Origin of the sequence: Halobacillus sp. Marseille-P3879 (assembly GCF_900240285.1) — a bacterium.
GTDB lineage: Bacteria > Bacillota > Bacilli > Bacillales > Halobacillaceae > Halobacillus_A.
Genome location: NZ_OESS01000001.1, coordinates 262,700 through 286,711, shown reverse-complemented (window position 1 = coordinate 286,711; position 24,012 = coordinate 262,700). Strand labels below are relative to the sequence as shown.

The window sequence follows — 24,012 nt, the reverse complement described above, 5'->3', positions numbered from 1 at the left end:
AACTACGCTAATCATCTGCGTTTATATGAATGTTCGTTTTTTGACATCGCTGCGTTACTTATGTCCCACTCCCATTATTTTTCCCTTTCATATTCCTCAAGCATCACGATACGCTCCATCATTGTGGGATGGCCATAGCGAAAAAATTTAACCAGGGCAGGCGGGTTCACTTCACTTCTTCCATTAATCGTAAGCTCCTGAAACGAACCGATCGCCGCTTCCCGGTCAGGCATCATCTCTATCGCATACTCGTCAGCTGCACGCTCCGCCTGGCGTGAGACAGCGGACTCTGCCGGAGTGGATATGATCGATAACACGGTTAGAATTAAGAATAAAACAGGAAGTGAACTAATGTCAGCTGCCCTTTTTATACCAAACTCCGCCCCCCATTTGCGAACCATCCAATGTAAAAGACGATATGTGATATATAATCCAACAAGACTTGATAGAATGACCCCGGCCAGATTCATATAAAGATGGTTCATAACGTAATGGCCGATTTCATGTGCCATGATAAACAGCGTTTCGTTGTCGTCAAGCTGATTCAGTGTAGTGTCCCACAGCACGATCCGAAGGTTTGATCCAATTCCGTTCACATATGCATTCATGGCATTTGTTTTCTCTGACATATCGACTTCAAAAACTCGATCGGCCGGTATATCTGCCTCATGAGCTAATGAGAGAATCTTCTCCTCAAGCTCAGGATTCTTCAGTTCGGTGAATTCATTATATAACGGATCGATAAGTACCGGCTGAATATACATCATGAATGTAAAAAAGGGAATGAGCAGCAGCCAGGCATACAGCCACCAGCGTTTCTGCGCTTTCTTAATCAACTGGTAAAGCACCGTAATTAAAAGAGCCATAATAATAAAGCCAACCCAGAAGCTGATTAACTCATCACGCATCCAGCTTGAGAAACTTTGTGTAGAGATTCCATATAGAGAAGACAAGCGATAACCGATATAATCGAGAGGAAAGCTGATAATCCATATCACGGTGGAAAGCAGTAAAACGTAGATAGGGATGTTAACCACCGAAAAACGTGAAACCCGCTCGCCAAACTTCTTAAATACAGGGGACCAGCCAAATACGAGTACAGCTATGTAGATAAGAATTTCAAAGGGAAGCCCGATAAAATAAAGCAGGTTACGATATCTGGAATATTCTTGACTAAGAGCTATCTCCTGCGCTGACATGAACGTTACAGGATCTGCAGCTGACCCACGGTAGGCTTCCGGCACACCCGGGCTCGTCCAGTGAAATAAGTACAAATAAACGAACAGTACATAAATTGGGAACAACATGATAGTGGTCAAGACTAATCGCTTCTTCATTTCATTTCCCCCGCCTAATTTTCACTTTCTATTACTTGTACGAACTCTTCTCTTATTTATACCATTTTTCACTAAGAAAAATGAATTTAAATAAAAAGCTTTTCTTCAACTTATGGAAAAGTCATTGTTTGCTTTTTGACTAAAAAACAGCCCTTTTCATGGATAGGAAAGGATCCAGGAAACCTGGAACCTAAAAAAGCTTGCAGAGAAGAAATCAGGGCTTCTCTACAAGCTGAAGGAAAGGCTTCCTGCTTTTTTTAAGCTAAGCTACTTCTTGAGCACGGCGTTTTTTTCTTCGGTGGCGGACGACGTTAATTTCTGCTCCGATCATTAAGATCATCCCGGTAGCGAAAAACCAAAGCATAAGAATTATAATTCCCCCGAGACTCCCATAAGTTGCAGAATAATTCGCAAAGTTGCTTACATAGAAAGAGAAAAGGAGTGAAAACAACTGCCACAGCACAGCTGTAAAAATTGCTCCCGGGACGATTTCCTTAAATGGGAACGTTTTGTCCGGCGCAAAATGATAAAGAGCCATTAACGTTCCAGCCATAACTACAATACTGATCACCCAGCGCAGTACTTGGAAGAGCCCCACCGTCTGCTCTGGTAAGTGAAGAAAATCTCTCAGCATGGTAATGATTACATCCCCAAAAATAGGAAGAGCTAACGCTACAGCGATTGAAATGATCATCCCGAGAGTTAACAGGATAGACAGTAGACGGACCTTTATAAACGAACGGGTCTCCTCCACATTATAAGCTATATTGGAAGCTTGAATGAAAGCATTAATACCGTTTGAAGCGGACCATAATGTACCCAGAATACCAACGGTTAACAAACCGCCGTTAGGCTGCTCTACCAGTTCAATAATATTTTCCTCAAAAATTGTTGAAGCTTCTCCAGGCACCACGCTCTGCATAAAGCCCATAGCTTCCTCAGCACTTATGTTCATATAAGGTAAGATTGATAAAAGCAGAATAACTAAAGGAAAGATCGCCAGCAAATAGTAATATGCCTGGGCCGCCCCTAATAACGGCACATTATCTTTCTGAAACTCGGCGAATACTTCCTTGCCATAGTTGATTATTTTTTTCATAAACCGGGACCTCCTAAAACCTGTTGTATAGGACTATCCCCGTTCATGACCTTTTTCTAACCTCACATTTAAAAATAAGGCGCCCGAACCAGCTTCCTTACTTCCGTTTAAACCTGCTCCCTTTGCTGCGCTTCTGCAGCCTCCTCCGTTTATTTTTAACTTTCTCCTTTTGAGCGGCCGCTGCTTCTGGGTCACGTAGGATTGATGTAATTTCCCCACCTTCCATGGTTATTTCAAACCAGTCAAGCGGCCGGCTGCCTTCAGGAAGCATTTCTTTGTCCAAAACATACTCCTGATTAGTCTCTTCGACGAGGAGAACCGCATGTTTTCCCTCTTCTAAACGGTCATATACGGCTTTCATTATTTACCCCCCTACACAAGCGACGCCTTGTGCTTTAATTTCATCTATACGTGCCGGACCGATGCCGTTGATCTTAGTAAGCTCCCCCACTGACTCATACGGTCTCTGCTTCACTAAATCTTCGGCACGAGCAGGACCAATTTGTGTAATCTCCTGCACTTCTTCCAAGGAAGCGCTGTTAATATCCACACAATCCCCTGCATTTCCAGCTTCAGATTCGCTCTCCTGCTCCGGCTCCTCTTCCTCTTGTGCTGATTCACTTTCAGAGGTTTCATTGCTTGAAGGCTCCACTGTTCCTTCTTCACTTGTCGCTATTTCATAACCCTGCCCATTCGTCGTCACTTTAATTGTACCGTGAACATCGGTTCCAAAGAGCTCGATCCCTGCATTCTGAATCCGTTGAACAACTTCTTCCCCTGGATGGCCATACTGATTCTCTTCTCCCGCACTGTAAATCGCGGTTTCTGGTTTAACCTCTTCAAGAAATGCTGAACTTGTTGAAGTGGAGGAACCATGATGCCCTAACTGCAGGATTTCCGCTTCAAGATTTGTACTTCCGTTGATCATTTTTGCTTCATCATCGGCTTCAGCATCTCCCGTGAATAGAAAATCGACTTCTCCATAGCTCATTTTTAACGAAATGGATTCCTTATTTAATTCCCCGGTGACCATTTCCGGATAAAGTACATTCACAGCTAAGGGACCAATATCAAATGCTTCGCCTGCTCGAGGTTCTACGTATTCTGCTCCATTACTTTCAATCGCATCGAGGACACGTTCATACGTCTCTGAGGTACTTTCATTACCCGACATCCATACTTCGCCAACGTTGAACTGCTCCACTACACGATCCAACTGTCCAATATGATCTGCGTCAGGGTGGGTGCCGATTGCGATATCTATCTGCTCCACATCTTGACTATGTAAGTAGTTAATCACTTGATCACCATTCCAATTGCCGGCATCAATCAATATCCTTATCGGCTGACCCTGGTCTTCAAACTCAATTAAAGTCGCATCGGCCTGGCCGACATCAATAAAATGAGCCGTTAAGTCTGAAGATAGCTGTTCCACCTCTTCTTGTTCCTCTGATGGCTGCTCTTCTTTTTCATCCTGCACCTCTTTCTCATCAGCAGAACCCTCAGCTTTTTCGTCTTCAGCATCCCCGGTCTCTTCCTCCGGCTCCTCTACTGTATTCTCTTCTTCCTTTGATTCCTCCTCTTCCTCAGTATTTTCCTTTTCGGTAACTTCCTGTTCCTGCTGGGATTCCATCGTATCCTGACTCTGTTGATCATCTGGCGGTCCCGTTGTTTCCTCACCGCATGCGGCCGTAAACAAAAGGGACAACGCACTAAAAAAGATAAAAATTGCATTTTTAAACATACCGCACCTCCTATTTTTTTAATTTTATCATAGGAAAAAACTATTTTTGCCTAATAGGGAGGTGCCAATTTTAATTTTTCTATCAAAGTGTACAAACAGCTCTCTCACCAGCTGAATAAATTAGTAGAGAAAGGAGGGATTCCTATGTTTTGGGAACACGATTTTAAACACCGTTCTCACCACGACAGACTCGATTCATTTTCAAAACGCTGTTGTTGTGAAAAGAAAGAGAAGCCTAAGTGCAAATGTCGTTGTATCTGCTGCTGCAAATTTGAAAAACATCATGATTTTGACTTTAAAAAACATCACGATTGCGAATTCAAATTTGAAAAGCATCACGATTGCGGCTGTGACCGCCGTAAACGATTCTGGTAATTGATCCACCAGAAGGTACCTGGTATGCCCCCTATACCCCATGCCGGGTACCTGTTATATCCAGGAAACTGCGCTACTAAATGTCTATGATTTTTTAGTAAGTTTTGTACTCAAGCAGGTTTCCCACCAAAAGGAGTCTCTGCCTTGGCAGAGTCTCACAGGCTGTCGAGAAAGTCTCGACAGCTTTAATTTTTGGCATTTTTACTTAAATTTTATCTTTCAGTAGACTAAAGAACGGGATAAGGTGATTTATTGTCGTTCGCCCGGATAAGAAAATGTTTTCGAAACAAGTGCTGAGGACAGCTTCCTTGCCAGAACATGAAAAAGTTTGTCCATAAACTATCCAAGATGAGCCAGGTGAGGAGAGTCTTTTTCTGTAGTAAAAGAAATTCTAAGGAGCGGGGCCCCTTCCACTCCTGCGGAAGAACGAGTGAGCCTAGATCGCCGAGCGTGGGTGTCGCGAGGAAGCTCGGGCGCTCGTCCGCTAAAAAAGGGAAGGGCTTCGCTCCTGGCAGCAAAAAAAGCTTGTCGAGAACATTTCTCGACAAGCTTTTTCCATGATGGGTGGAGCCAGAGCTGCTTCAGAAAAAGAATTGTTTTTATACCAGCATGCTCCTTTATGCTTTTGTACGATAAGACGTCATGTGTGGCTGCAGTGTTTCATCAGAGCCAAATAAGAAGTGCTTCTTCATATCTGGAGAATACGTGGAGTTCACTGCTTCACGGCCTACTGTTTCCGCAACCTCCCGCAGCATACTTGGGGAAGCTCCGCAGCATAACCCGAAATAATTCACTCCGCTGTCATAAGCTTCCTTTGCCCATTGAGCGAGCTCATAACGGTTGCAGTACAACGGATCAAGCGACGTTGGGAACGTTGTTTCTGTCGGCAGGCTGCATGAACATCCGCCATCAGGCAGGTTAAAGAATGTAGGATGCTCTTCTGACGTACGATATGGAATCGGCAGAGCGCCGACATGTCCATCTACTGTGTCACAAATTTTTTCGATATAAGGCTGCATTGTGGCCGGCCCGCGGAAGCAGTTCATTCCAACAACCAGGGCTCCTGCTTCCTCAATCAAGCGGCAGCCCTCTTCGACTGTGTATCCATCGCGCAGTATATTTTCTCCCATTAACCCAAAAGTAATAACAGCCGGCAATCCCTGCTTCTGAATTTCTTCTAAGGCAATTAAAGCTTCCTCATAGTAGTAGAACGTTTCACCATTTACGAAATCAACATCTTCCTCTTTACACCACTTCACCATTTCAGCAAACATTTCACGAACCTTCTCTTTCGATTCCGGGTCATCAGGGTTAAATAAGTTTGTGTTTGAAATGTTTCCTGCTACAAGGGCTTCCTCTTCTGGATGCTCCTTCGCTACCTCTTTTGCCAGCCGGATGGCCTGGCGGTTTAGCGGTTCAAGTAAATCCTCTTTACCGATGATGCGCATTTTTTCACGATGGGCATTGTACGTAAAGGCAAGTACAACATCTGATCCGCAAAGCATATAATCACGGTATGTCTGCTTTAAAGCTTCAGGGTTATCCAGTGCTACTTCAGGTACAAACGACCCTGCCTGCAAGTACCCTCTTCGTTCCAATTCAAATAAATACCCTTCTCCGCAAACTACTGGTCCATCCTGCAATCGTTGTTCTAAGCTTCGTTTCATTACTCCATCATCCCTTCGCCTCTTTTTTAAATTACATAGAAAAAATCCCTCTTCATAAGAAGAGGGATTTCGTTAGTGTACGTCCGCCTCCTCTTATCTCTCAGACTTATCACCAGTCTGTAGGAATTGGCACCTTTTTCAAGCATCGCCTGAAAGGTTGCCGGGCATCTTAGGGCCTAGTCCCTCCGCCACTCTGAATAAGAGATTTTTATATGTAATTATTCCCGTATTATAAAGACTTTCTCCTCCATTCGTCAACCCGTTTTTTGAATATTTTAAACATACTCTGACATACACTTATTAAAAAAAGGAGGACAAACAGATGGAACGTTCTTTTGAGATTCTCAAATTTTTAAAGTACACGGTAGCTTTTGTATTTATAACGTCAGGGTTGATGAAAGTCGTCAACAGTGAATTAGCGGATTACTTTACTAGCTTAGCCCTTCCGTATCCTGTAGAAACCATGTACACGGTAGCCTGGGTTGAAATTACAGCTGGACTCTTATTAATTTTTAATAAATACATGAAGCCTGCTTTGATTGCTTTAATGGTCATTATGGTTGGAGCCCTGTTACTCACTAAAGTACCGGCTCTGCACGCCGGATTTGTCCATGCCTTGTTCAGTGCCAGACTCGACATCGTTATGCTCGTGCTGCTCGTTGTCCTTTACCGCAACAGGCTCCTATCTTCATAAAAAAACGTCTCTCCGAACAAGAGAGACGGAACAGGTTATAAGTTTTCAAAAAATACGCGCAGGACATCCGCGCCGCCGATTGCTGTACCTAAACTGCTTCCGACGTTAGCGAGCACAATCACCAGTAGAATCCGGGTTACTTTATTGTCCCAAAAACCCTTCAAACTCGCTGCATCCTCGGATAAAGTTTCGAAATCCTTGACGCTTGGTCGTCTGAAATAGGCCTGGACGACTCCAGCAAACCATCCGGCAGCAATAAGCGGGTTTAATGAAGTGATAGGCGCTGCGATAAACGCGGTCAATACAGCCAGCGGGTGTCCAAGAGCGACGGCCGTCCCTGCTGCGGAAAAGGATCCATTCCATAGAACCCAGCTTATTGTCTGTTGTGTCCCGGCTGCCGGGTTGGACATGAACGTATAGGCAATAATAGATATAATCAACAAAGGAATCGCCCAGCCAATCAATTTAGGTACCTTTGATTTAGGCGGTCGCGTAGTTAACTTATCTAAATCATGATCTTTATGAATCTGTTCCTTAATCCCTGGGACGTGGGCTGCCCCGAGTACGGCCACAATCTTTTGACCAGGTGCTTCTTTAATTTTTTGCGCTAAATATTGGTCTCTTTCATCAATCAAAGGTTTCTTCAGGCGAGGAAAATGCTTCGTCAAATCTTGAAGCATAGCATCAAGCATATCCTTAGACTTTAATTTCTCAAGCTCCGCTTCAGAAATCGATTCGTTGCTGAAGATGCTGAAAACAATCTGCATGAGAAGCTTAGCTTTCCCCCACGCTCCTAAGTTATTCCAAATCCGGGCGAACGTAATTTGGATGTTTCGATCAGCAAGAACGAGGGTGGCTCCTGACTCCTCAGCTGACTCGATTCCCTGGATCATTTCCTGGCCAGGTTTAATGCCCATTTGCTTGGCCAGCCGCTTTTGGAAAGAGGAAATGATCATATTCATTAACAGCAGTGTAGCCTTCTTTTGTTTAATGACATTAAAAATATCTGTCTCCTGCCATTTATTCCCGTCTTTAATGGATTGATATCGCTGCTGATCAAGCTCCACACATACGGATTCGGGCTGTTCATGCTCGATAACTTCCTTGACTTGTTCAGCACTTTTTTTGGACACATGAGCGGTACCAATCAGAATGAGTTCTTTATCATCTAAATATATTCTCGTAATGTTTTCATCGTTTATTGACATTCGGACCTTCCTTTTGTTCAATCTCTTTCGTTTCATTAATGTTAACTACTATTTACCATATTAAACTACATAAGGGCAAATGAGAATGAAAAGAGTAAGATCTTTGAGCTTCTGCGGAATTAATAGTTATTTCCCTCTTCATTCTGGGTAAAATATAAATAATCCATCAAACTTGTGAACATTATGTGTCATTTTCAAGAACTTTTTGTTACAATAGAAACATGAAAAAGAATACGCTTACATTTAATGTCCTATAAAGGAGTTGTTCTAACATGGATATTGTGATGATTTTCCTTATGCTGTCAACGCTGACCCCGTTCTTGTTTATTAAATTGAAAAAAATGCCTCTCGCTGTTGTACAATCGGTTCTATTAGTCGGAATGTGGATATACTATTTCCAGGCCGTATTCAGCACGGCACCGGCTGCATTTTCACCGCTATGGATAATTTTCTATGGAGGACTCTTCGTCTCCCAAATTGCATGGATTATGTTCATCATTTACGTGGTGAACACACAAGATACTAAGTTTAATAAGAGTTACCAGTAAATAAAAAGCCCGCTTCCCATTTTTTAGGAAGCGGGCTTTTTCATTTATTTATACGATTGCTTCTCTAATCGATCCTGTACTTGAAATAACTGAACGATCGCCTGCGAAAAAGCAACAGCTGCCAGAACGTATAATAACCATTTTGGCGAGTAGCTTGAATACATTGCTCCCCATAAGGCGAACGAAGTTAATAAGATGCATAGCATAAAACCCAGGATATGCTTTTGAGAAAACACGGTTGTTGTAGTTTCCTGGTTGCATACTTTCTCATTCATTTGCAATTCCATCACCACCATACTTCGTTAAATACGCTCCGTCAGCAGCGCTTAGTGCCCTTCGTGTTCACCGTTATCATGCTGTTCCTGACCATCATTTTCATGTTGTTCATGCTGATGATCTCCATCATGGTTGTGGGTAAAACCAAAGGACATCGTAAAGAGTGAACCCGCAACGATAATCGCTGCCAGCACAGCCCCGTGGAACATCATATTCCATGGCACATGCCCATTCTGGCTTTCAAATTCAACGACGTGCATAAACATGAACAGTTGAATTCCAGCCTGAATTACAGCAAGAATCATAATACCGGATATAATCCACATCGTAGACAGATTAGATCCCAGAGCTGCCCACGTAGCTAAAAGCGTTAATGCAATCGAAAGTACAAAGCCGACGACGTGTTGTGTAGGAATTCGTTTATTATGTCCTGCCATATTAAACCACCATCCCAATCAAGTAAACACTTGTGAAAATAAAGATCCACACGACGTCCAGGAAGTGCCAGTATAACCCGATAACAAAGAATTTTCTGCTTGTCCGCGGCGTCAATCCCCGCTGCGTTACTTGAATAAGCAGCAGGATCACCCATCCGATACCAAGAGTAACGTGAAGACCGTGCGTTCCAGCCAGCGTAAAGAAAGCTGACCAGTAGGCACTGGATTGGAGAGTCGCTCCTTCATGCGCATAATGAACAAATTCATAAATCTCAAAGCCTAGAAAGCCAAGGCCTAAGAGTAATGTAATAATCATCCATATACGCAATCCTTTCACAGAGCCTCTTCTCATTTCGTGGATCGCGAGTCCGCACGTAAAACTACTCGTTAACAAGAGAAATGTCATGATCAGGACGATGCCCGGTTCAAATAACTCCGCGGGAGGAGTGGCATCGGCCGTTCGTCCAAACAACACAGCATATGTGGCGAAGAGAGTCGAGAACAATACAATTTCTGCCGCCAGGAAAATCCAGAAACCCATAATGGTCATTTGACCTTCCTGGGTTCTATATTCCAAAGGGCCGGTTTTAAGCTCCTCAGAACTCATGTTATAACCCCCTTGTCGAGCGTTCAGTACGCTTAATTTCATCGACTTCCACATGGAAGCCTTCGTCATAATCGAAGGAACGGATGATCATCATAACTATACCTGCAGCCAAACCGGCAATCGCCATCCACATCCATTCAAAAACAACTCCAAAGCTTGCGATAAACAGGAAGGCCATCATGATAAACGGCTGACCTGTATTACTTGGCATGTGAATAGGTTCTAATTCATCTTCTTCAAAGGTCGTTTTTCCTTCTTCCTTCAAACTCATATAAACGTCCTGACTGTTTACATGCGGCACAGTTGCAAAGTTGTAGAAAGGAACCGGCGTCGGCGTCGCCCATTCAAGCGTACGGCCGTCGCCCCAGCTGTCGCCTGTTTTCTCACGTTCACTGTAACGATAGCTGTAAACGACTGTGAAAATAAAGATAGCAAATCCAATTCCCATTCCAAATGCCCCTACCGTTGAAATAATGTTCAGCGGCATCCACTCGGGAATAATAGTAAATACTCGGCGCGGCATACCATCTAATCCTGCAAAGTACTGCGGGAAGAAACAAACATGGAATCCGATAACAAAAAACCAGAAGCTCCATTTCCCAAGTGTTTCATTAAGCTTGTGGCCGAACATTTTCGGATACCAGAATACCAGTCCGGAGAAACAAGCGAATACAGTACCTGCAATCAATACGTAGTGGAAGTGTGCCACAAGGAAATACGAGTTATGGAACTGATAGTCTGCAGAAGCCATACCAAGCATAACTCCAGTAATACCACCAAGGACGAAGCTCGGTATAAAAGCGAGTGACCACATCATAGCCACTGTATTATTAATCCGCGATTTATAAAGTGTCCCCAGCCAGTTGAAGATCTTAACGCCAGTTGGAACAGCGATTAACATCGTGGAAATAGAGAATACAGAGTTAACAAATGCACCGGCGCCCATCGTAAAGAAGTGGTGCACCCATACCAGGAAGCTGAGCCCAGCAATTAAAATAATCGCCCACACCATAGCTTTGTATCCAAACAATTGCTTACGGGCGAAAGTTGAAATAACTTCAGAGAAAATACCGAATGCAGGTAAAATTACAATATAAACCTCGGGGTGGCCCCACATCCAGAATAAGTTTGCCCACATCATCGGCATCCCTTCACCTGTTAAAGTGAAGAACTGAGCACCGAAGACACGGTCAAGCGTCATAAGTGCCAGCGCAACAGTCAGAATTGGGAAGGCAAATACGATAATAAATGATGTAATCAAGGTAGACCACGTGAAAATCGGCATCTGGAACATCTTCATACCTGGTGCTCTCATTTTCAAAATCGTGACCATAAAGTTAACACCCGTAGCGAGTGTACCGATACCGGATAACTGCAGACCCATCAGGTAGAAGTTCTGCCCAGGTCCCGGACTCATGGCCGCACCGGCGAGTGGTGTGTAACTTGTCCACCCGGCATCAGGGGATCCACCGATAACAAATGAAATGTTAAACAGCATGGCACCAAATAAGAAGGACCAGAAGCTTAACGCGTTCAAGTAAGGAAACGCTACGTCACGCGCACCGATTTGAAGCGGTACGATTACGTTCATTAAACCAATGAGAAACGGCATCGCCATAAAAATAATCATAACCGTTCCGTGTGTCGTAAATATTTCATCATAGTGCTGAGCATTTAAGAAATTCATGTTGGGAAAGGCAAGCTGAGTACGCATCATCAGCGCATCGGCTCCACCACGGAACAACATAGCTAAGGCACTAAGAATGTACATGATTCCTATTTTTTTATGATCAACGGTTGTTAACCACTCACGCCATAACCATCCCCACTTTTTAAAGTACGTCAGGATAAACAGGATAGCGGCTGATACAAGGACGATCGAAACCATCCCGGCATATATGAGCGGTTCACCAGTGACGAAAAATTCGTCAAGTTGCATAGTTGCTCACCTGCTTTCTTTTAATGACTTTCATGATCGACGTCGTTCTCTTCACCCATAAAATCTTCAGCCTCTTGGTGGCTTTCTAAGTGCATGAGATCGCCATATAAATCATAATGGCGGTTTACAGCATAGTCGCGCCCATCATTATTGCCATGATCGACCCACTCTAAGTGTGTTGAAGAAAATTCAGCTTCTGTCGTCAGACCAGGCTTGAGTAATTCGTCATATTCTTCCTGAGATAACTCAGGTGCTTCGTTCTGGGTTTGTTCTACCCAGTCATTATAGTCCTCTTCACTCTCGGCATAGACTTCAAAGGTGTGCTTCGTAAAGCCTTCCCCGTTAAAGTTAGAGTTTCTTCCGTCATATACCCCTTCTTCATCTGCCTGGAGATATAGAGTATTTTCCATTCCGGCCATATTGTATTTCTGACCGCCTAATCGAGGAATCCACAAAGCTGCCATTGAATCAGCAGACGATAGCTTAAATTCAATCGGCCGATCAGTTGGAATGTGCAAATAGTTAACAGTTTCTATGTCTTCTTCCGGATAGCTGAAGAACCATTTCCAGTCTGCCGCTGTAGCATAAACGACAAGCGGTTCTTCTTCCGTATCCTCTGTTGCAGAGTCCGTAGACTCCGGAGGCTTTTCTAATTCAAACAACGTTTCCACTGTAGGAATACTCAACGCAACGACGATGATAAACGGAATGACGGTCCAAACAATTTCAATCATCGTATTCCCGTGCATATGTGGATCATAGTCGCTTTCCTTAAGCTTAGGATTCGTGTCACGGTATTTGTAGACAAAATATCCAAAAGGAACAAACACGACGACCACAATAAACAACATTAATATAAGGGAATATATAATGAGGTCGCTTTGAGTTTGAGCTACAGGTCCTTTCGGATCAAACACAGCCATCTGACTGCACCCGCTCAAAAACAAGACCAGACTGAGTGGAAGTAGGATCAGCCCTTTTTTAAAGAATTGCTTCATGCTATTCACTCGGTTACACTCCTTTTCACATTTATTTAAAGGCTCTGCCGCATAATAAAATCGATGAATGGCGCTTAGCTGAAAGTAGTATAGCAAAAATATGACGAATTGAAATAATGTTAAAGAAATTGTCATTGATCGCTCACAACTTTTTATCAATTTGACGAAAATCTGTCACGATTCTGGAAAATTTTAAGTAACATAGACAAGGTTCTGCATATGTATTACGGGAAATACGCGGATCAAAGTCACTATAAAAGTAAATAACCTTATATGTTTATGATAAAACCTATAAGGGAACCTTAATAAGACAATAGATTTTTTCTTAGTGTGGAACAAAATAAAACGGATATTCCCCTTGTATTTCCGTTTATGTTCTGTTATAGTTCAGTCAACTAAATACTTTCTTCCTTCAATTTATTGAAGAGAGGATAGAGGTGCGAAGACCATCAGTACACATTTGTGAGGACTATGAGGTCCTAAGACCATTGTGAAAAGGGGAATTTGCCGAAGCGGAAGGAACTCATATTCTGGATGCTGGTTCTGCTGTTGAACAAACACAGGACTGTCATATAGGAGACTATATGGAGGGCTATCTTTGCAGAAACGATGCGACTATTATCGATTTCTACAGCAACAACGATTCCCTTCGTTGTTGCTTTTTTGCGCTTACACTTTAAGAGCCCATTCCACCTCTGTACGAAAATATTAAAGAAAAGGGTGTGAAGTAATGAATTTTGGCCAAGTTTTAACGGCAATGGTCACCCCGTTTGACCAAAAGGGCGAAATTGATTTCAATGCAACACGAACACTGGTGAACCACTTAATCAGCAATGGAACAGATGGTTTGGTGATCGGTGGCACAACGGGAGAATCCCCTACGCTGACGTCTGATGAGAAAATTGAATTCTACCGTTATGTTGTAAAAGTCACAGATGGACGAGTCCCTGTCATTGCAGGAACCGGATCTAACAATACCCGTGCTTCGATCAGCTTAACCACCCAAGTGGAAAGCACCGGGGTCGACGCTGTCATGCTTGTTGCTCCTTATTACAACAAGCCATCACAGGAAGGGTTGTTTCAACACTTCAAAGCGATTGCTGACTCTACCAGCCTGCCTGTTATGCTTTATAACATACCTGGCCGAAGCGTTGTCAACATGTCACCGGAAACGATTGTACGGTTGTCCAAAGTTCCTAATATTGTGTCCGTAAAAGAATCAAGCGGGGACTTAGATGCAGTAACAGAAATTATCAGCCGCACTTCCAATGAATTTACGGTCTACAGCGGTGATGACGGCATGACGCTGCCGATTCTTTCCATCGGCGGAACAGGCGTTGTATCCGTAGCTTCCCATATTATAGGAAACGAGATGAAGCAGATGGTACACAGCTATTACGATGGCGATGTTCAATTTGCAAGCTCCATGCACCGTAAGCTGCTTCCAATTATGAAAGCTTTGTTTGCAGCGCCAAGTCCATCTCCGGTAAAAGCAGCTTTAAATATGAAAGGCGTTTATGTCGGTGATGTCCGTTTGCCGATGGTTCCATTAAGTGCCGAAGAAAAAAATGAGCTCCAGAAAAAGCTTCCCGACCTTAATATTGAAGCAGTTGGATAACGTACAGGCCCCCACCAGCCAGAGGCTTTGCTTGTAGAGAAACCGCGTGTTTTTCTACAAGCTTTTTTTGTGTGAACTTTAGGCATTGACTATTCTCTTCCCTTCTACGAACGACTACTCCTTCTCTAGTCAACCCCCGACCCGGTTCCCGTCTCACCTGTTTTCCACCGAAATTCGTCATTCTCACCCGCCCTTCAACAAAATAACCCATTCTGCTTATCCCCCTGTACTTCGATCTCAGCCTTTCATTATAAGCTCGAATATTCCTGTAGGGACGTGCATAAATATAATTTTTCTAAAAATTTCGTCGAATAATGATGCAATTTATTTTTATTCTGTTATAATACATAAATAACGGAACATTAAAGGAAATTGTCCTTAAATAAAGGAGGTTCTTTTTTGGACGCCATCAAAGAATTAATTACATCAATTGAAAACGAAATCGTTGAGATCCGCAGAACCTTACACACTCATCCAGAGCTGAGCAATGAAGAACATAAGACCTCTTCACTTGTTAAAGAGAAATTAACGGAATACGGAATCAAGTGGCAGGGTGGATTTGCTAAAACCGGCATCCTTGGAATTATAGAAGGCGAGAATCCCGGCGGTACTGTTGCTTTACGTGCAGATATGGACGCTCTTCCAATTCAGGAAGCGAACGACCTCAGTTATATATCCGAAAATGAAGGTAAAATGCACGCCTGCGGGCATGATGCTCATACAGCCATGCTGCTCGGTGCAGGATATGCGCTTCAAAAATCTAAACACAAGCTGAGTGGTACTGTACTGCTCGTATTCCAGCCGGCAGAAGAAACATCGCCATATGGAGGTTCACAGCCGATGATGGATGACGGTGTATTTGCCGAATACACTCCCGACGTCATTTACGGACAGCACGTGTGGCCGAGCCTCCCCGTAGGCCAAGTCGGTATTCGGGACAAGGAAATGATGGGAGCCTCCGACAGGTTCAGGGTGACGATTAAAGGAAAAGGCGGACACGCAAGCATGCCTCATGACGGCAATGACGCTCTTATTGTTACAAACCAGATCATTACAGCCCTGCAAACCATTGTTAGCCGCAGCGTAAACCCGCTTGAATCTGCAGTAGTTACCGTAGGACGCATTGAAGGAGGCTACAGCTATAACGTCATTCCTGATGAGGTGACCTTTGAAGGGACGGTCCGCACCTTTAAACCAGAAGTAAAGGAAAAAGTGAAGCAGAGATTTCACACGATTATTGAACAAACAGCTGAAGCCTTTGATGCTGTTTCTGAAATCCGCTATTTTGATGGCTACCCCGCTACTATTAATTCACCGGAGTGGGCAGCCCAAGCAAGAACTACCGTTGAAAAGATCCTCGGTGATCAGGCGGCGCCTGAGATTGATCCAGCATTAGCTGGTGAGGATTTTTCCAGATTTCTTTTAAATTACCCGGGAGCGTTTATATGGCTTGGCACACAAATAGAAGATGCTGAAAATCAGAAGCCGCTTCACGACCCAGGTTTTAAGCTGAATGAAAAAGCCTTACCTCTTGGAAGTGAGTTTTTGGCTGAAGTTGCTGTTGATACACTCAACACTTTAAAACAGGGAGCGAATTAATATGGCTGGACATTCTAGTAATTTTATTAAAAGAATTGAGCCGTCCCTAAAACAGTGGCGGAGACATCTGCATCAATACCCTGAGTTAGGATTTACTGAATACTACACCACCTTTTTTATTGGTGAAGAACTTAAGAAGCTGGGGTTCACGATATACACAGGCCGGGATGCCTTAGAAAGTGATGCCCGCTACGGGGTTCCACAGGACAGTGAGCTTCTGGAACAGGAGGATCAGGCACGGGGCCACGGAGTTGATGAAGAGTGGCTGAAGACTGTGCGCGGGGGTCACACAGGTCTGGTCGCCGTTTATGATACCGGAAGAAACGGGGATCATACCGCCTTCCGATTTGACATTGACGCCTTACCGATTGAAGAAGCTGAACAGGATAAGCACGTACCTTATAAGGAAGATTTCATCTCTAAACAAAAAGGCGTCATGCACGCGTGCGGTCATGACGGCCACACGACAATCGGCCTCGGTCTCGCTCAATTTATCTCTGAACACCACCAGCAGTTAAAAGGCAGGTTCACCCTGCTGTTTCAGCCGGCTGAAGAAGGAGGCCGCGGTGCCAGGGCAATGACAGAAAAGGGCTGGCTTCAAGGAGTGGATACGTTTTATTCCGGTCATATCGGCATCAACCCCCTCCCTGTCGGTACCATCGCTGCCACTGTGAGAGGCTTCTTAGCTTCATCTAAATTAAATGTTCATTTCAAAGGTCAATCCTCTCATTCCGGAATGAAGCCTGAAGCCGGACGCAATGCTCTGCTGGCAGCAGCCACTGCGACCACCCAGTTACACGGGATTTCACGTCACAGCGATGGAGTGAGCCGGGTAAATGTTGGGAAGCTGATTGCCGGTAATGGACGAAACATCATTTCTGACCGTGGCTACCTGGAACTAGAAACAAGAGGCGAAACGCAGGAAATCAATCAATATATGCAGACTGAAGCCAAAAGAATCATTGAGGCTTCTGCCTTGATGCACCAAGTAGAAGCCAATATTGAATTTGTCGGGGAAACGGAAGAATTGAGTTGTGATGACTCTCTTATCCCATCCATCACCCAAGCTTGCAGTGCGAGCAGCTTGATTACAAGAGTTGACCCATACGCGCTGGTGTCAGGATCTGAAGATGCAAGCTTTATGATGAATGCCGTTCAGGAACAAGGCGGAAAAGCCACCTATATGCTGTTCGGTACCCAGCTGCCTGACAACCACCACTCGCCCCATTTTGATTTTGAAGAAGGCGTACTAGCTGTTGCACTGGACGCTTACATTCACATTGTGAAAGGAGGGAACGAAATTGACTGACATGCACCATTGGCTTAAGACCAATTTATTAAAGCTTAATTTAGTGGATGAGATGGATTACGAAGAAGGATTTTCAAGACTGAGTTATACCGAAGAAGAAAAGCAGTCCCACCAGGCCTTTCAATCGATTGCGCAGGAACTCGGTTTAGAGGTTTCTTCTGACCAGGCCGGCAATCAATGGGCTTCATGGGTAGTTGATGAGAGTGCCCCTACAGTCGCGGCCGGCTCTCACGTCGATACCGTTAAGAACGGGGGCGGCTATGACGGTACAGCCGGTGTCCTGACTGCACTGGCAGCCATTAAACTACTAAAAGATCAAGATTTTAAACCTGAAAAGAATATCAGCATTATCTGTTTTGCTTCAGAAGAATCTGCCCGGTTCGGTGTATCTACGATAGGAAGCAAAGCCATATCAGGCCTGCTTGAAAAAGAGGAGCTTGCTTCAGTTAAAGATGGAGATGGAATCACGATTAAAGAGGCAGTAGAAGGATTCGGACTTTCCTGGGAAAACATTGAACAAGCTGAACTCCCTGAACACGCATTGGAAAGCTTCCTTGAGCTCCACATTGAACAGGGTACACAAATTGAAGACAACCAGGCTAACATTGGGATTGTCCGAGGTGTATCCTGCCCGATCCGCCTGCAGGTCAAAGCCACGGGAATGGCGAACCACACAGGGACAACACCGATGACGAACCGCTCAGACGCCTTCGCTGCTATTGCACCACTTGTTACTTTTGTTGAGGAACAGGCCAACTTAATAAACAGCGAACAGGGTACTCCGCTTGTGGCAACGGTAAGTACCGTTCAGCTCGAACCTAATGTAATGAACGTCATCCCTGGCGAGGTCACCTTAGGGATAGACATCCGGAGTGTAGATGATTCACTTAAGAAAGAATTAGCTGACCGCATCATCGCCTACTGTAAAAAAACCGAAGAAAAGCGGCAGATCAGCATTCACGTTCACACACTCGTGGATAACCCTTCCGTCTTCTTAAATCCTAAGGTCCAGGAAAAGCTTACTCACATTAGTGAGAAGTTAGGCTATATCCCATTATCCATGGACAGCGGAGCCGGCCACGATGTCATGAATATGGCTGAGAAGTGGCCGACAGGTTTATTGTTTGTCCCTTGTGACCGGGGCATCAGCCACCATCCTGAAGAGTTTGCTTCCATTAGAGATCTGGCTAAAGGATCCCACGTAATGGCGGAATATCTGAAGGAAGAAACAGGTGAGGGCCGATGAAAACAAAAATAGGAGTCATTGCCCCTCACGACTCCCTGCAGCGAATTATGTATGTTGCTAAGGAATTCGAGGACATTTCATTTGTGCCCTATCCTTATGAACAACTCGAAGAAGTATCCTCTATTTTAAAAAAACATCGGCAGGACGTAGACCAATGGTTTTTCTCAGGGGTGCTTAACTACACGTACGCAATGAAAAACAACCTGATAACAGCAGATGAAGGGGCATTCCCCCCTTTACACGGTGCCAGCTTTTTCGGAATCCTTCTGGAAGCGCAATTAAATTCCAACCAGGTATTCCGGCAGGTCGGCATCGATACGATTACTAACGAAGAATTCGACAAAATTCTATCCTACTATCAACTAGAAGACTTAACCTACTACACCCACCCATTTGAAAGCAATAAAAGCGCAGACGAGCTCGTTCAATTTCATTCTCGTTTATATGAAGAGGGGAAAATAGAGGTAGTCATTACTTCCATTAAGGACGTCTATCTCCAGCTTAAAGAGAAGAAGATTCCCGTTTATCGTGTAACCCCTTCGTATTTATCAATAAAAATGATCATTCAGTTTTTAGAAGAACGGGCGCAGTCCAACCTGTATCGAAACTCGCAAGTCGCCGTGATCGGCTGTCGGATTGAAATGGAACCCGATAACCTCGAAGAACTCTATTATTCTTTTAAAACTAAATATCAGGAATTAGATGTAAGAAGACAGTTATTTGAAATCGCCGAAAAGACGAACGGCTCCGTGATGCAGATGGGAGACGGACTCTTCTTTATTTTTACAACCCGCGGGGAATTGAGCATTGAAACCGAGGGGGATTTGTTTTCCTTAATTGACGAGATTCATTTACAAACCAGTCTGCAGGTGAAGATCTCAATTGGATTTGGCGAGACCGTACTGCAGGCGGAGCAGCACGTAAGATTAGGATTCCGGCACATTAAAGATTACGACAAGCCGATCCTGCTTGTAGTAGATGATGACCAGTCGATTTCAGCTAAGCATCAGGAAGAACAAATCAATTACAGCACAGTAGAAATCGGCGCCTCCTGGAAAGAGAAAATGAAAGACGTCAATCTCAGTCCGGGGGTGGTATCCAAAATAACAGCTTATGCGAATCATTACCGTCGCGAACAATTCTCCTCTCAGGATCTGGCCCGCTGGCTGAAAAGTACAGAGAGAAACGGCAGGAGGATCCTGGCAGAGATGGAACGCGTAGGAATCGTGGAACAATCAGGAGAAGCACAATCCGGCGAGAGAGGCCGGCCGCGAAAACTTTTTCAATTTACAGGGAATTAATGTTTGGGAATTCACGACATTAGTGGCATAAAAGCATCTTCTTTAAAAAAAAGAAAGGGTGAAAGAGATGAGTCAGACGACTGAAGAGAAACAAAACAAAGGAATGACCAGATTCCTTAATGCTATAGAGAAAGCCGGGAACAAATTACCTGAGCCGTTTATGCTGTTCGTATATTTAGCTGCAATCACAATCGTCTTTTCCTGGATTATTTCACTATTTGGGGTAACAGTAGAAGAGCCCGGTACAGGGGAAGAAGTTGCGATTAAAAGCCTGATTTCAGGCGAGGGTCTTGAGTATATACTAACCTCCATGCTCGATAACTTCACCGGGTTTGCACCGCTTGGCCTTGTGCTGGCCATGATGCTGGGTATTGGTCTTGCCGATAAGGTGGGGCTTCTCGAAACTGCAATTAAAAGTACAATTCTAAAAGCACCTAAATCATTAGTCACTTATGCCATTATTTTTGTAGGTATTATGGGGAACCTCGCGTCTGACGCGGCCTTCGTTATTGTACCTCCGTTAGCGGCAATGGTCTTTTACACGATTGGACGCCACCCATTAGCTGGTTTGGCGGCAGGCTTTGCCGGTGTTGGCTCAGGTTTTACAGCCAACTTCATTATTACTGGTACAGATGCTTTACTTTCTGGGATTTCTACAGAAGTTATGGAAGGATTAGATTCCAATATTGTAGTTACGCCAGTGGATAACTGGTACTTTATGATCGCTTCTGTTGTTCTTCTAGCTGTTGCTGGTGCTCTAACTACCGAGAAAATCATTGAGCCTCGTCTTGGAAAGTATGAAGGAGAAGGCGGAGACGAAACTTCACTTAAAGAAAGTACAGATCTGGAGCTTAGAGGTCTTCGCAATTCCGCAATTGCAGGTCTCGTTTATCTTGTTATTCTCGTTGCAGCGATTGCCTGGCCTAATTCCGCTTTACGAAGCGAGGAAGGCGGTCTTGTGCCATCTCCATTTTTAGATGGAATTGTGCCAATTATCTTATTTTTCTTCATTGCAATCGGCGTCGCTTACGGTGTAACGGTAAAGGAAATTAAGTCTTCCCGTGATATTTCAGGATTCATGGGAGAAGCGATGAAAGACATGTCAGGATTCATCGTCCTGATCTTTGCAGCAGCCCAGTTTATCGCATACTTCGACTGGACTAATATCGGTACGTGGATCGCCCTGAGCGGAGCGAACTTACTGCAGTCCATGGACATGACAGGCCTTCCTATTGTAGTCGGCTTTTCCATCCTGACGGCGTTTATGAACCTCTTAATCTTTAGTGGTTCTGCACAGTGGGCTTTAGAAGCACCGATTTTCCTGCAGATGTTCTATTATTTAGACTATCATCCTGCATTTATTCAAGTAGCCTATCGTATTGCTGATTCTTCCACGAACATCATTACACCGATGAACCCTTATATCATCGTGGTACTGGCGTTTATGCGGGAATATAACAAGAAAGCTGGCTTAGGAACACTAATTTCATTAATGCTTCCGTACAGTATTATTTTCTTCGTGATCTGGATCATTCTACTGCTCGTGTTTGCTATCTTCGGCATTCCATTTGGTCCAGGTATCGGTGTCAACCTTTAACAGCCGGATATAGTACAAGCTGCGGATTCCCCGCAGTGACAGCTTGCAGAGAAACCCTTTGGTTTTTCTGCAAGCTTTATTTATGTCTTAAGATACGGCCTCCTGAAACAGCTCTCTGACTGACCGCTCCTGAGGCTGTGCCTCTCTATACTCCTTTTATTACCTTCTTTGTTCTGCCACAGCGTTCGCATTGATAAATGGCTGCTGACTGCCATTCTTTATCCCAGCCTGCTTGTTTATTTTTATGCAGTCCTATTTTACATAGAAAATGAGACTCACTTCTGTTGCGGACTCGCGCCCCTGCCACGAGTATAGTACCAGTTGCAGCCAGGAGAGCAGGAATGACGTACCCTGTCTCGACAACAGACAGCCACAATATAAAGCTGGTAAAGATAAGAGCAACGGCCTGCAAACTGGAGTTGGAAATGCATTCAGCCACCTTCCTTCTTTCCTTCCTTTACCCTGCATTTGATAGAAGATCACTTGAAAATTTGCTCCTGAATTGAATAAAACTTGTTAGGAAGGGTATGAATCATAGATAGGATATTTTGCACGGAGGGATCAGGATGAACAGAGGCATTATTACATCACTTTCTGCGATTATCATTGCGCAGGGGCTAAAAATCGTCACCCATAAAAGATTAAGCGGGAAATGGGACTGGAAGCCGATTCTTCAAACCGGCGGCATGCCAAGCTCCCATTCAGCAGGAGTCGCTTCACTGGCTGCTTATGTTGCCTCTAACCGTGGCACGAGGCATATCGAAACGTCTCTCGCTGTCGTCTTTGGCACCATCGTTATGTATGATGCACAAGGGATTAGAAGACACACAGGTGAGATTGCCCGGCTTGTCAATGACCTCGAAGATAACATTGAAGAAATTTCAGGCGATTTTCCAAGTCTGGAATTCGTTAAACGTGAGGAAGAATTAAAGGAATTGCTTGGCCACCAGCCGGTTGAAGTCGCAGCCGGAGCCTTGTTTGGGTTATTATATGGTTTAGCTTCCGCTAAGCTTGAAGACCGCAGACTAGAAAAACAACAAAAATTATGACCTTGAGTGAAAGAAAACCCTGCAGGCTGTCGAGTAACTTGACAGTCTCAGTTTGTCGAGTAATACCTGCGGGAAGACATAAAAAAGGCTTGCAGAGACCCCATTGGTTTCTCTGCAAGCTTTTTTGCTTCTCTATTTATTTCACCTCATCGACCCAGCCGAAACGGTCTTCAATATACCCACGTTGAATGCCGGTAATCGTATCATAAAGCTTTTGCGAGAGCTCGCCGATCTCATGGTTGTTAATCGTCATCTTCTTCCCTTGCCAATTCAATTCTCCAACCGGGGAAATGATCGCCGCGGTGCCTGTTCCAAACGCTTCCTCTACCTCTCCGCGTTCGTATGCTTCGTGCAGCTCGTCGATCGAAATCTTTCTTTCCACAACCGGAACTCCCCAATCGCGTAAGAGCTCCAGAATGGACATGCGGGTAATCCCTTTTAGAATACTTCCGCTTAACGCCGGGGTGATGACTTCCCCGTTAATTTTAAAGAAGATGTTCATACTGCCGACTTCTTCTATGTAGCGTTTCTCAACACCATCAAGCCACAGTACATCTGCACTTCCCTCTCTGTATGCACTTGCCTGTGCCTGGTAGCCGGAAGAATAGTTTCCTGCTGTCTTCGCCATTCCTGTCCCGCCTTTTACTGCACGTGTAAACTCATTTTCCACTTTAATTTTCACCGGGTGGATTCCGCCTGAGAAATAAGAACCAACCGGGGATAGAATAATCATGAATTTATACGTTTTAGACGGAGCCACCGCCAAATTCGGATCCGTTGCAATAATAAAAGGCCGGATATACAGGGAGGTTCCCTCAGTAGAAGGTACCCAATCCTTTTCAATACGGATTAATTCCTCTAAGTAAGTCATTACTTCTTCCTCGTCAATCGGAGGAATGCTCAACCGATCGCTTGAGCGGTTAAGACGCTCGAGGTTTTTCTCCGGTCTGAATAAGAGAATGCGGTCTCCGTCTGCACGGTAAGCCTTTAACCCTTCAAAGACAGTCTGTCCATAATGAAAAATCATCGCCGCAGGATCCAGCGTTACGGGTTCGTATGGGACAATTCGAGGCTCATGCCAACCTTTCCCTTCCGCATAATCCATCACAAACATATGGTCTGTAAATGTTTGGCCAAACGGAATTTGATCTTTTTCAGGCTTTGATTTAAGGTTTGTGCTCTTAGCAATGGTCAATTCGTTAGCAGTCATCAGCATAGCTCCTTCTTCATTGTGGTAAGAAAGCCCGCTTCTATCAAGATGCGGACGTTTATATTAGTATCCATTGTACGCTGAACGGCGCTTATTTTAAAGTCTTTGGCCCTGTACTTCTTTACTATAGTGGAGAAATGGGCGCACAGGGTGG

23 protein-coding genes and 2 riboswitches are annotated in these 24,012 nt (G+C 44.3%); of the genes, 9 read left to right on the top strand and 14 right to left on the bottom strand.

From position 1 onward, the window contains the following. Positions 1-74: 74 nt before the first annotated feature. The 5 genes from C1A12_RS01545 to C1A12_RS01520 form a co-directional block, all read right to left on the bottom strand. Positions 75-1,337 (bottom strand): M48 family metallopeptidase, encoded by a 1,263-nt coding sequence (locus tag C1A12_RS01545; protein WP_101842093.1) that lies wholly within the window; start codon positions 1,335-1,337, stop codon positions 75-77. A gap of 262 nt (positions 1,338-1,599) precedes the next feature. Continuing rightward, complete coding sequence (locus C1A12_RS01540) at positions 1,600-2,436, bottom strand: YihY/virulence factor BrkB family protein (protein ID WP_101842092.1); 837 nt, start codon at positions 2,434-2,436, stop codon at positions 1,600-1,602. A gap of 97 nt (positions 2,437-2,533) precedes the next feature. Then, entirely contained in the window at positions 2,534-2,797 is a 264-nt protein-coding gene (locus C1A12_RS01535; protein ID WP_101842091.1) for a DUF3006 domain-containing protein, read from the bottom strand. A 3-nt stretch (positions 2,798-2,800) separates the two neighbouring features. Then, entirely contained in the window at positions 2,801-4,180 is a 1,380-nt protein-coding gene (locus C1A12_RS01530; protein WP_235001502.1) for an MBL fold metallo-hydrolase, read from the bottom strand. Positions 4,181-5,172: 992 nt separating this feature from the next. Next, positions 5,173-6,222, bottom strand: a complete 1,050-nt coding sequence (locus C1A12_RS01520; protein ID WP_101842089.1) for a homocysteine S-methyltransferase family protein — start codon at positions 6,220-6,222, stop codon at positions 5,173-5,175. A 90-nt stretch (positions 6,223-6,312) separates the two neighbouring features. Beyond that, positions 6,313-6,426, bottom strand: a riboswitch (SAM riboswitch). A 118-nt stretch (positions 6,427-6,544) separates the two neighbouring features. On the opposite strand from C1A12_RS01520, the gene C1A12_RS01515 reads away from it, so the two are divergent. After that, positions 6,545-6,916, top strand: a complete 372-nt coding sequence (locus C1A12_RS01515) for a DoxX family protein (protein ID WP_101842088.1) — start codon at positions 6,545-6,547, stop codon at positions 6,914-6,916. A 35-nt stretch (positions 6,917-6,951) separates the two neighbouring features. Here the strand turns inward: C1A12_RS01515 and C1A12_RS01510 are convergent, their stop codons facing one another. Then, a complete protein-coding gene (locus tag C1A12_RS01510; RefSeq protein ID WP_101842087.1) occupies positions 6,952-8,124 on the bottom strand; it encodes a TraB/GumN family protein in 1,173 nt (390 codons plus the stop codon). Between the two features lie 272 nt (positions 8,125-8,396). On the opposite strand from C1A12_RS01510, the gene C1A12_RS01505 reads away from it, so the two are divergent. After that, entirely contained in the window at positions 8,397-8,672 is a 276-nt protein-coding gene (locus tag C1A12_RS01505) for a hypothetical protein (RefSeq protein ID WP_101842086.1), read from the top strand. Positions 8,673-8,716: 44 nt separating this feature from the next. Here C1A12_RS01505 and C1A12_RS01500 read toward each other — a convergent pair whose 3' ends face one another. The 5 genes from C1A12_RS01500 to qoxA are packed head-to-tail and all read right to left on the bottom strand — an operon-like array spanning position 8,717 to position 12,929. Beyond that, positions 8,717-8,947 carry a hypothetical protein gene (locus tag C1A12_RS01500; RefSeq protein WP_145997025.1) on the bottom strand — a complete coding sequence of 77 codons (231 nt, stop codon included), beginning with the start codon at positions 8,945-8,947 and terminating at the stop codon, positions 8,717-8,719. Between the two features lie 51 nt (positions 8,948-8,998). Then, positions 8,999-9,385, bottom strand: a complete 387-nt coding sequence (gene qoxD, locus C1A12_RS01495; protein WP_101842084.1) for a cytochrome aa3 quinol oxidase subunit IV — start codon at positions 9,383-9,385, stop codon at positions 8,999-9,001. A gap of 1 nt (position 9,386) precedes the next feature. Then, positions 9,387-9,992 (bottom strand): cytochrome aa3 quinol oxidase subunit III, encoded by a 606-nt coding sequence (qoxC, locus tag C1A12_RS01490; protein ID WP_101842083.1) that lies wholly within the window; start codon positions 9,990-9,992, stop codon positions 9,387-9,389. 1 nt (position 9,993) lies between these two features. Further along, positions 9,994-11,931 (bottom strand): cytochrome aa3 quinol oxidase subunit I, encoded by a 1,938-nt coding sequence (gene qoxB, locus C1A12_RS01485; protein ID WP_101842082.1) that lies wholly within the window; start codon positions 11,929-11,931, stop codon positions 9,994-9,996. Positions 11,932-11,951: 20 nt separating this feature from the next. Further along, positions 11,952-12,929, bottom strand: a complete 978-nt coding sequence (gene qoxA, locus C1A12_RS01480; protein WP_101843246.1) for a cytochrome aa3 quinol oxidase subunit II — start codon at positions 12,927-12,929, stop codon at positions 11,952-11,954. A gap of 424 nt (positions 12,930-13,353) precedes the next feature. Beyond that, positions 13,354-13,532: riboswitch (Lysine riboswitch) on the top strand. A 127-nt stretch (positions 13,533-13,659) separates the two neighbouring features. Between qoxA and dapA the strand changes: the two genes are divergently transcribed. Further along, a complete protein-coding gene (dapA, locus tag C1A12_RS01475; protein ID WP_101842081.1) occupies positions 13,660-14,547 on the top strand; it encodes a 4-hydroxy-tetrahydrodipicolinate synthase in 888 nt (295 codons plus the stop codon). Here dapA and C1A12_RS01470 read toward each other — a convergent pair. Further along, complete coding sequence (locus C1A12_RS01470) at positions 14,525-14,758, bottom strand: hypothetical protein (RefSeq protein ID WP_101842080.1); 234 nt, start codon at positions 14,756-14,758, stop codon at positions 14,525-14,527. The genes dapA and C1A12_RS01470 overlap by 23 nt on opposite strands. Before the next feature lie 188 nt (positions 14,759-14,946). Here C1A12_RS01470 and C1A12_RS01465 point away from each other — a divergent pair, with 188 nt between their 5' ends. The 5 genes from C1A12_RS01465 (at position 14,947) to C1A12_RS01445 (ending at position 21,599) form a co-directional block, all read left to right on the top strand. After that, a complete protein-coding gene (locus tag C1A12_RS01465) occupies positions 14,947-16,146 on the top strand; it encodes a M20 family metallopeptidase (protein ID WP_101842079.1) in 1,200 nt (399 codons plus the stop codon). 1 nt (position 16,147) lies between these two features. After that, positions 16,148-17,455, top strand: coding sequence for an amidohydrolase (locus C1A12_RS01460; RefSeq protein ID WP_101842078.1), 1,308 nt, complete (start codon positions 16,148-16,150; stop codon positions 17,453-17,455). Position 17,456: 1 nt separating this feature from the next. Next, positions 17,457-18,701 carry a M20 family metallo-hydrolase gene (locus C1A12_RS01455; protein WP_101843245.1) on the top strand — a complete coding sequence of 415 codons (1,245 nt, stop codon included), beginning with the start codon at positions 17,457-17,459 and terminating at the stop codon, positions 18,699-18,701. Next, on the top strand, positions 18,698-20,002 hold the full coding sequence (locus C1A12_RS01450) for a hypothetical protein (RefSeq protein WP_101842077.1): 1,305 nt from the start codon (positions 18,698-18,700) through the stop codon (positions 20,000-20,002). The genes C1A12_RS01455 and C1A12_RS01450 overlap by 4 nt, the downstream gene beginning before the upstream one ends. A gap of 67 nt (positions 20,003-20,069) precedes the next feature. Further along, the gene (locus C1A12_RS01445) at positions 20,070-21,599 is read left to right on the top strand and encodes an AbgT family transporter (protein ID WP_101842076.1); all 1,530 of its coding nucleotides are present in this window, start codon (positions 20,070-20,072) and stop codon (positions 21,597-21,599) included. Positions 21,600-21,744: 145 nt separating this feature from the next. Here C1A12_RS01445 and C1A12_RS01440 read toward each other — a convergent pair whose 3' ends face one another. After that, positions 21,745-22,038, bottom strand: coding sequence for a hypothetical protein (locus C1A12_RS01440; protein WP_101842075.1), 294 nt, complete (start codon positions 22,036-22,038; stop codon positions 21,745-21,747). A 127-nt stretch (positions 22,039-22,165) separates the two neighbouring features. Here C1A12_RS01440 and C1A12_RS01435 point away from each other — a divergent pair, with 127 nt between their 5' ends. After that, a complete protein-coding gene (locus C1A12_RS01435) occupies positions 22,166-22,648 on the top strand; it encodes a divergent PAP2 family protein (protein WP_101842074.1) in 483 nt (160 codons plus the stop codon). A 136-nt stretch (positions 22,649-22,784) separates the two neighbouring features. Here the strand turns inward: C1A12_RS01435 and C1A12_RS01430 are convergent, their stop codons facing one another. Next, positions 22,785-23,858 (bottom strand): branched-chain amino acid aminotransferase, encoded by a 1,074-nt coding sequence (locus C1A12_RS01430; RefSeq protein ID WP_101842073.1) that lies wholly within the window; start codon positions 23,856-23,858, stop codon positions 22,785-22,787. Positions 23,859-24,012 lie beyond the last annotated feature (154 nt).

Coding starts and splice junctions, on each gene's coding strand:
- C1A12_RS01530 (WP_235001502.1), bottom strand. CDS start 4,180: ATGTTTAAAAATGCAATTTTTATCTTTTTTAGTGCGTTGTCCCTTTTG.
- C1A12_RS01540 (WP_101842092.1), bottom strand. CDS start 2,436: ATGAAAAAAATAATCAACTATGGCAAGGAAGTATTCGCCGAGTTTCAG.
- C1A12_RS01455 (WP_101843245.1), top strand. CDS start 17,457: ATGCACCATTGGCTTAAGACCAATTTATTAAAGCTTAATTTAGTGGAT.
- qoxC (WP_101842083.1), bottom strand. CDS start 9,992: ATGAGTTCTGAGGAGCTTAAAACCGGCCCTTTGGAATATAGAACCCAG.
- C1A12_RS01545 (WP_101842093.1), bottom strand. CDS start 1,337: ATGAAGAAGCGATTAGTCTTGACCACTATCATGTTGTTCCCAATTTAT.
- C1A12_RS01470 (WP_101842080.1), bottom strand. CDS start 14,758: ATGGGTTATTTTGTTGAAGGGCGGGTGAGAATGACGAATTTCGGTGGA.
- C1A12_RS01500 (WP_145997025.1), bottom strand. CDS start 8,947: ATGAATGAGAAAGTATGCAACCAGGAAACTACAACAACCGTGTTTTCT.
- qoxD (WP_101842084.1), bottom strand. CDS start 9,385: ATGGCAGGACATAATAAACGAATTCCTACACAACACGTCGTCGGCTTT.
- C1A12_RS01445 (WP_101842076.1), top strand. CDS start 20,070: ATGAGTCAGACGACTGAAGAGAAACAAAACAAAGGAATGACCAGATTC.
- qoxA (WP_101843246.1), bottom strand. CDS start 12,929: ATGAAGCAATTCTTTAAAAAAGGGCTGATCCTACTTCCACTCAGTCTG.
- C1A12_RS01450 (WP_101842077.1), top strand. CDS start 18,698: ATGAAAACAAAAATAGGAGTCATTGCCCCTCACGACTCCCTGCAGCGA.
- qoxB (WP_101842082.1), bottom strand. CDS start 11,931: ATGCAACTTGACGAATTTTTCGTCACTGGTGAACCGCTCATATATGCC.
- C1A12_RS01430 (WP_101842073.1), bottom strand. CDS start 23,858: ATGACTGCTAACGAATTGACCATTGCTAAGAGCACAAACCTTAAATCA.
- dapA (WP_101842081.1), top strand. CDS start 13,660: ATGAATTTTGGCCAAGTTTTAACGGCAATGGTCACCCCGTTTGACCAA.
- C1A12_RS01535 (WP_101842091.1), bottom strand. CDS start 2,797: ATGAAAGCCGTATATGACCGTTTAGAAGAGGGAAAACATGCGGTTCTC.
- C1A12_RS01435 (WP_101842074.1), top strand. CDS start 22,166: ATGAACAGAGGCATTATTACATCACTTTCTGCGATTATCATTGCGCAG.
- C1A12_RS01460 (WP_101842078.1), top strand. CDS start 16,148: ATGGCTGGACATTCTAGTAATTTTATTAAAAGAATTGAGCCGTCCCTA.
- C1A12_RS01520 (WP_101842089.1), bottom strand. CDS start 6,222: ATGAAACGAAGCTTAGAACAACGATTGCAGGATGGACCAGTAGTTTGC.
- C1A12_RS01510 (WP_101842087.1), bottom strand. CDS start 8,124: ATGTCAATAAACGATGAAAACATTACGAGAATATATTTAGATGATAAA.
- C1A12_RS01505 (WP_101842086.1), top strand. CDS start 8,397: ATGGATATTGTGATGATTTTCCTTATGCTGTCAACGCTGACCCCGTTC.
- C1A12_RS01515 (WP_101842088.1), top strand. CDS start 6,545: ATGGAACGTTCTTTTGAGATTCTCAAATTTTTAAAGTACACGGTAGCT.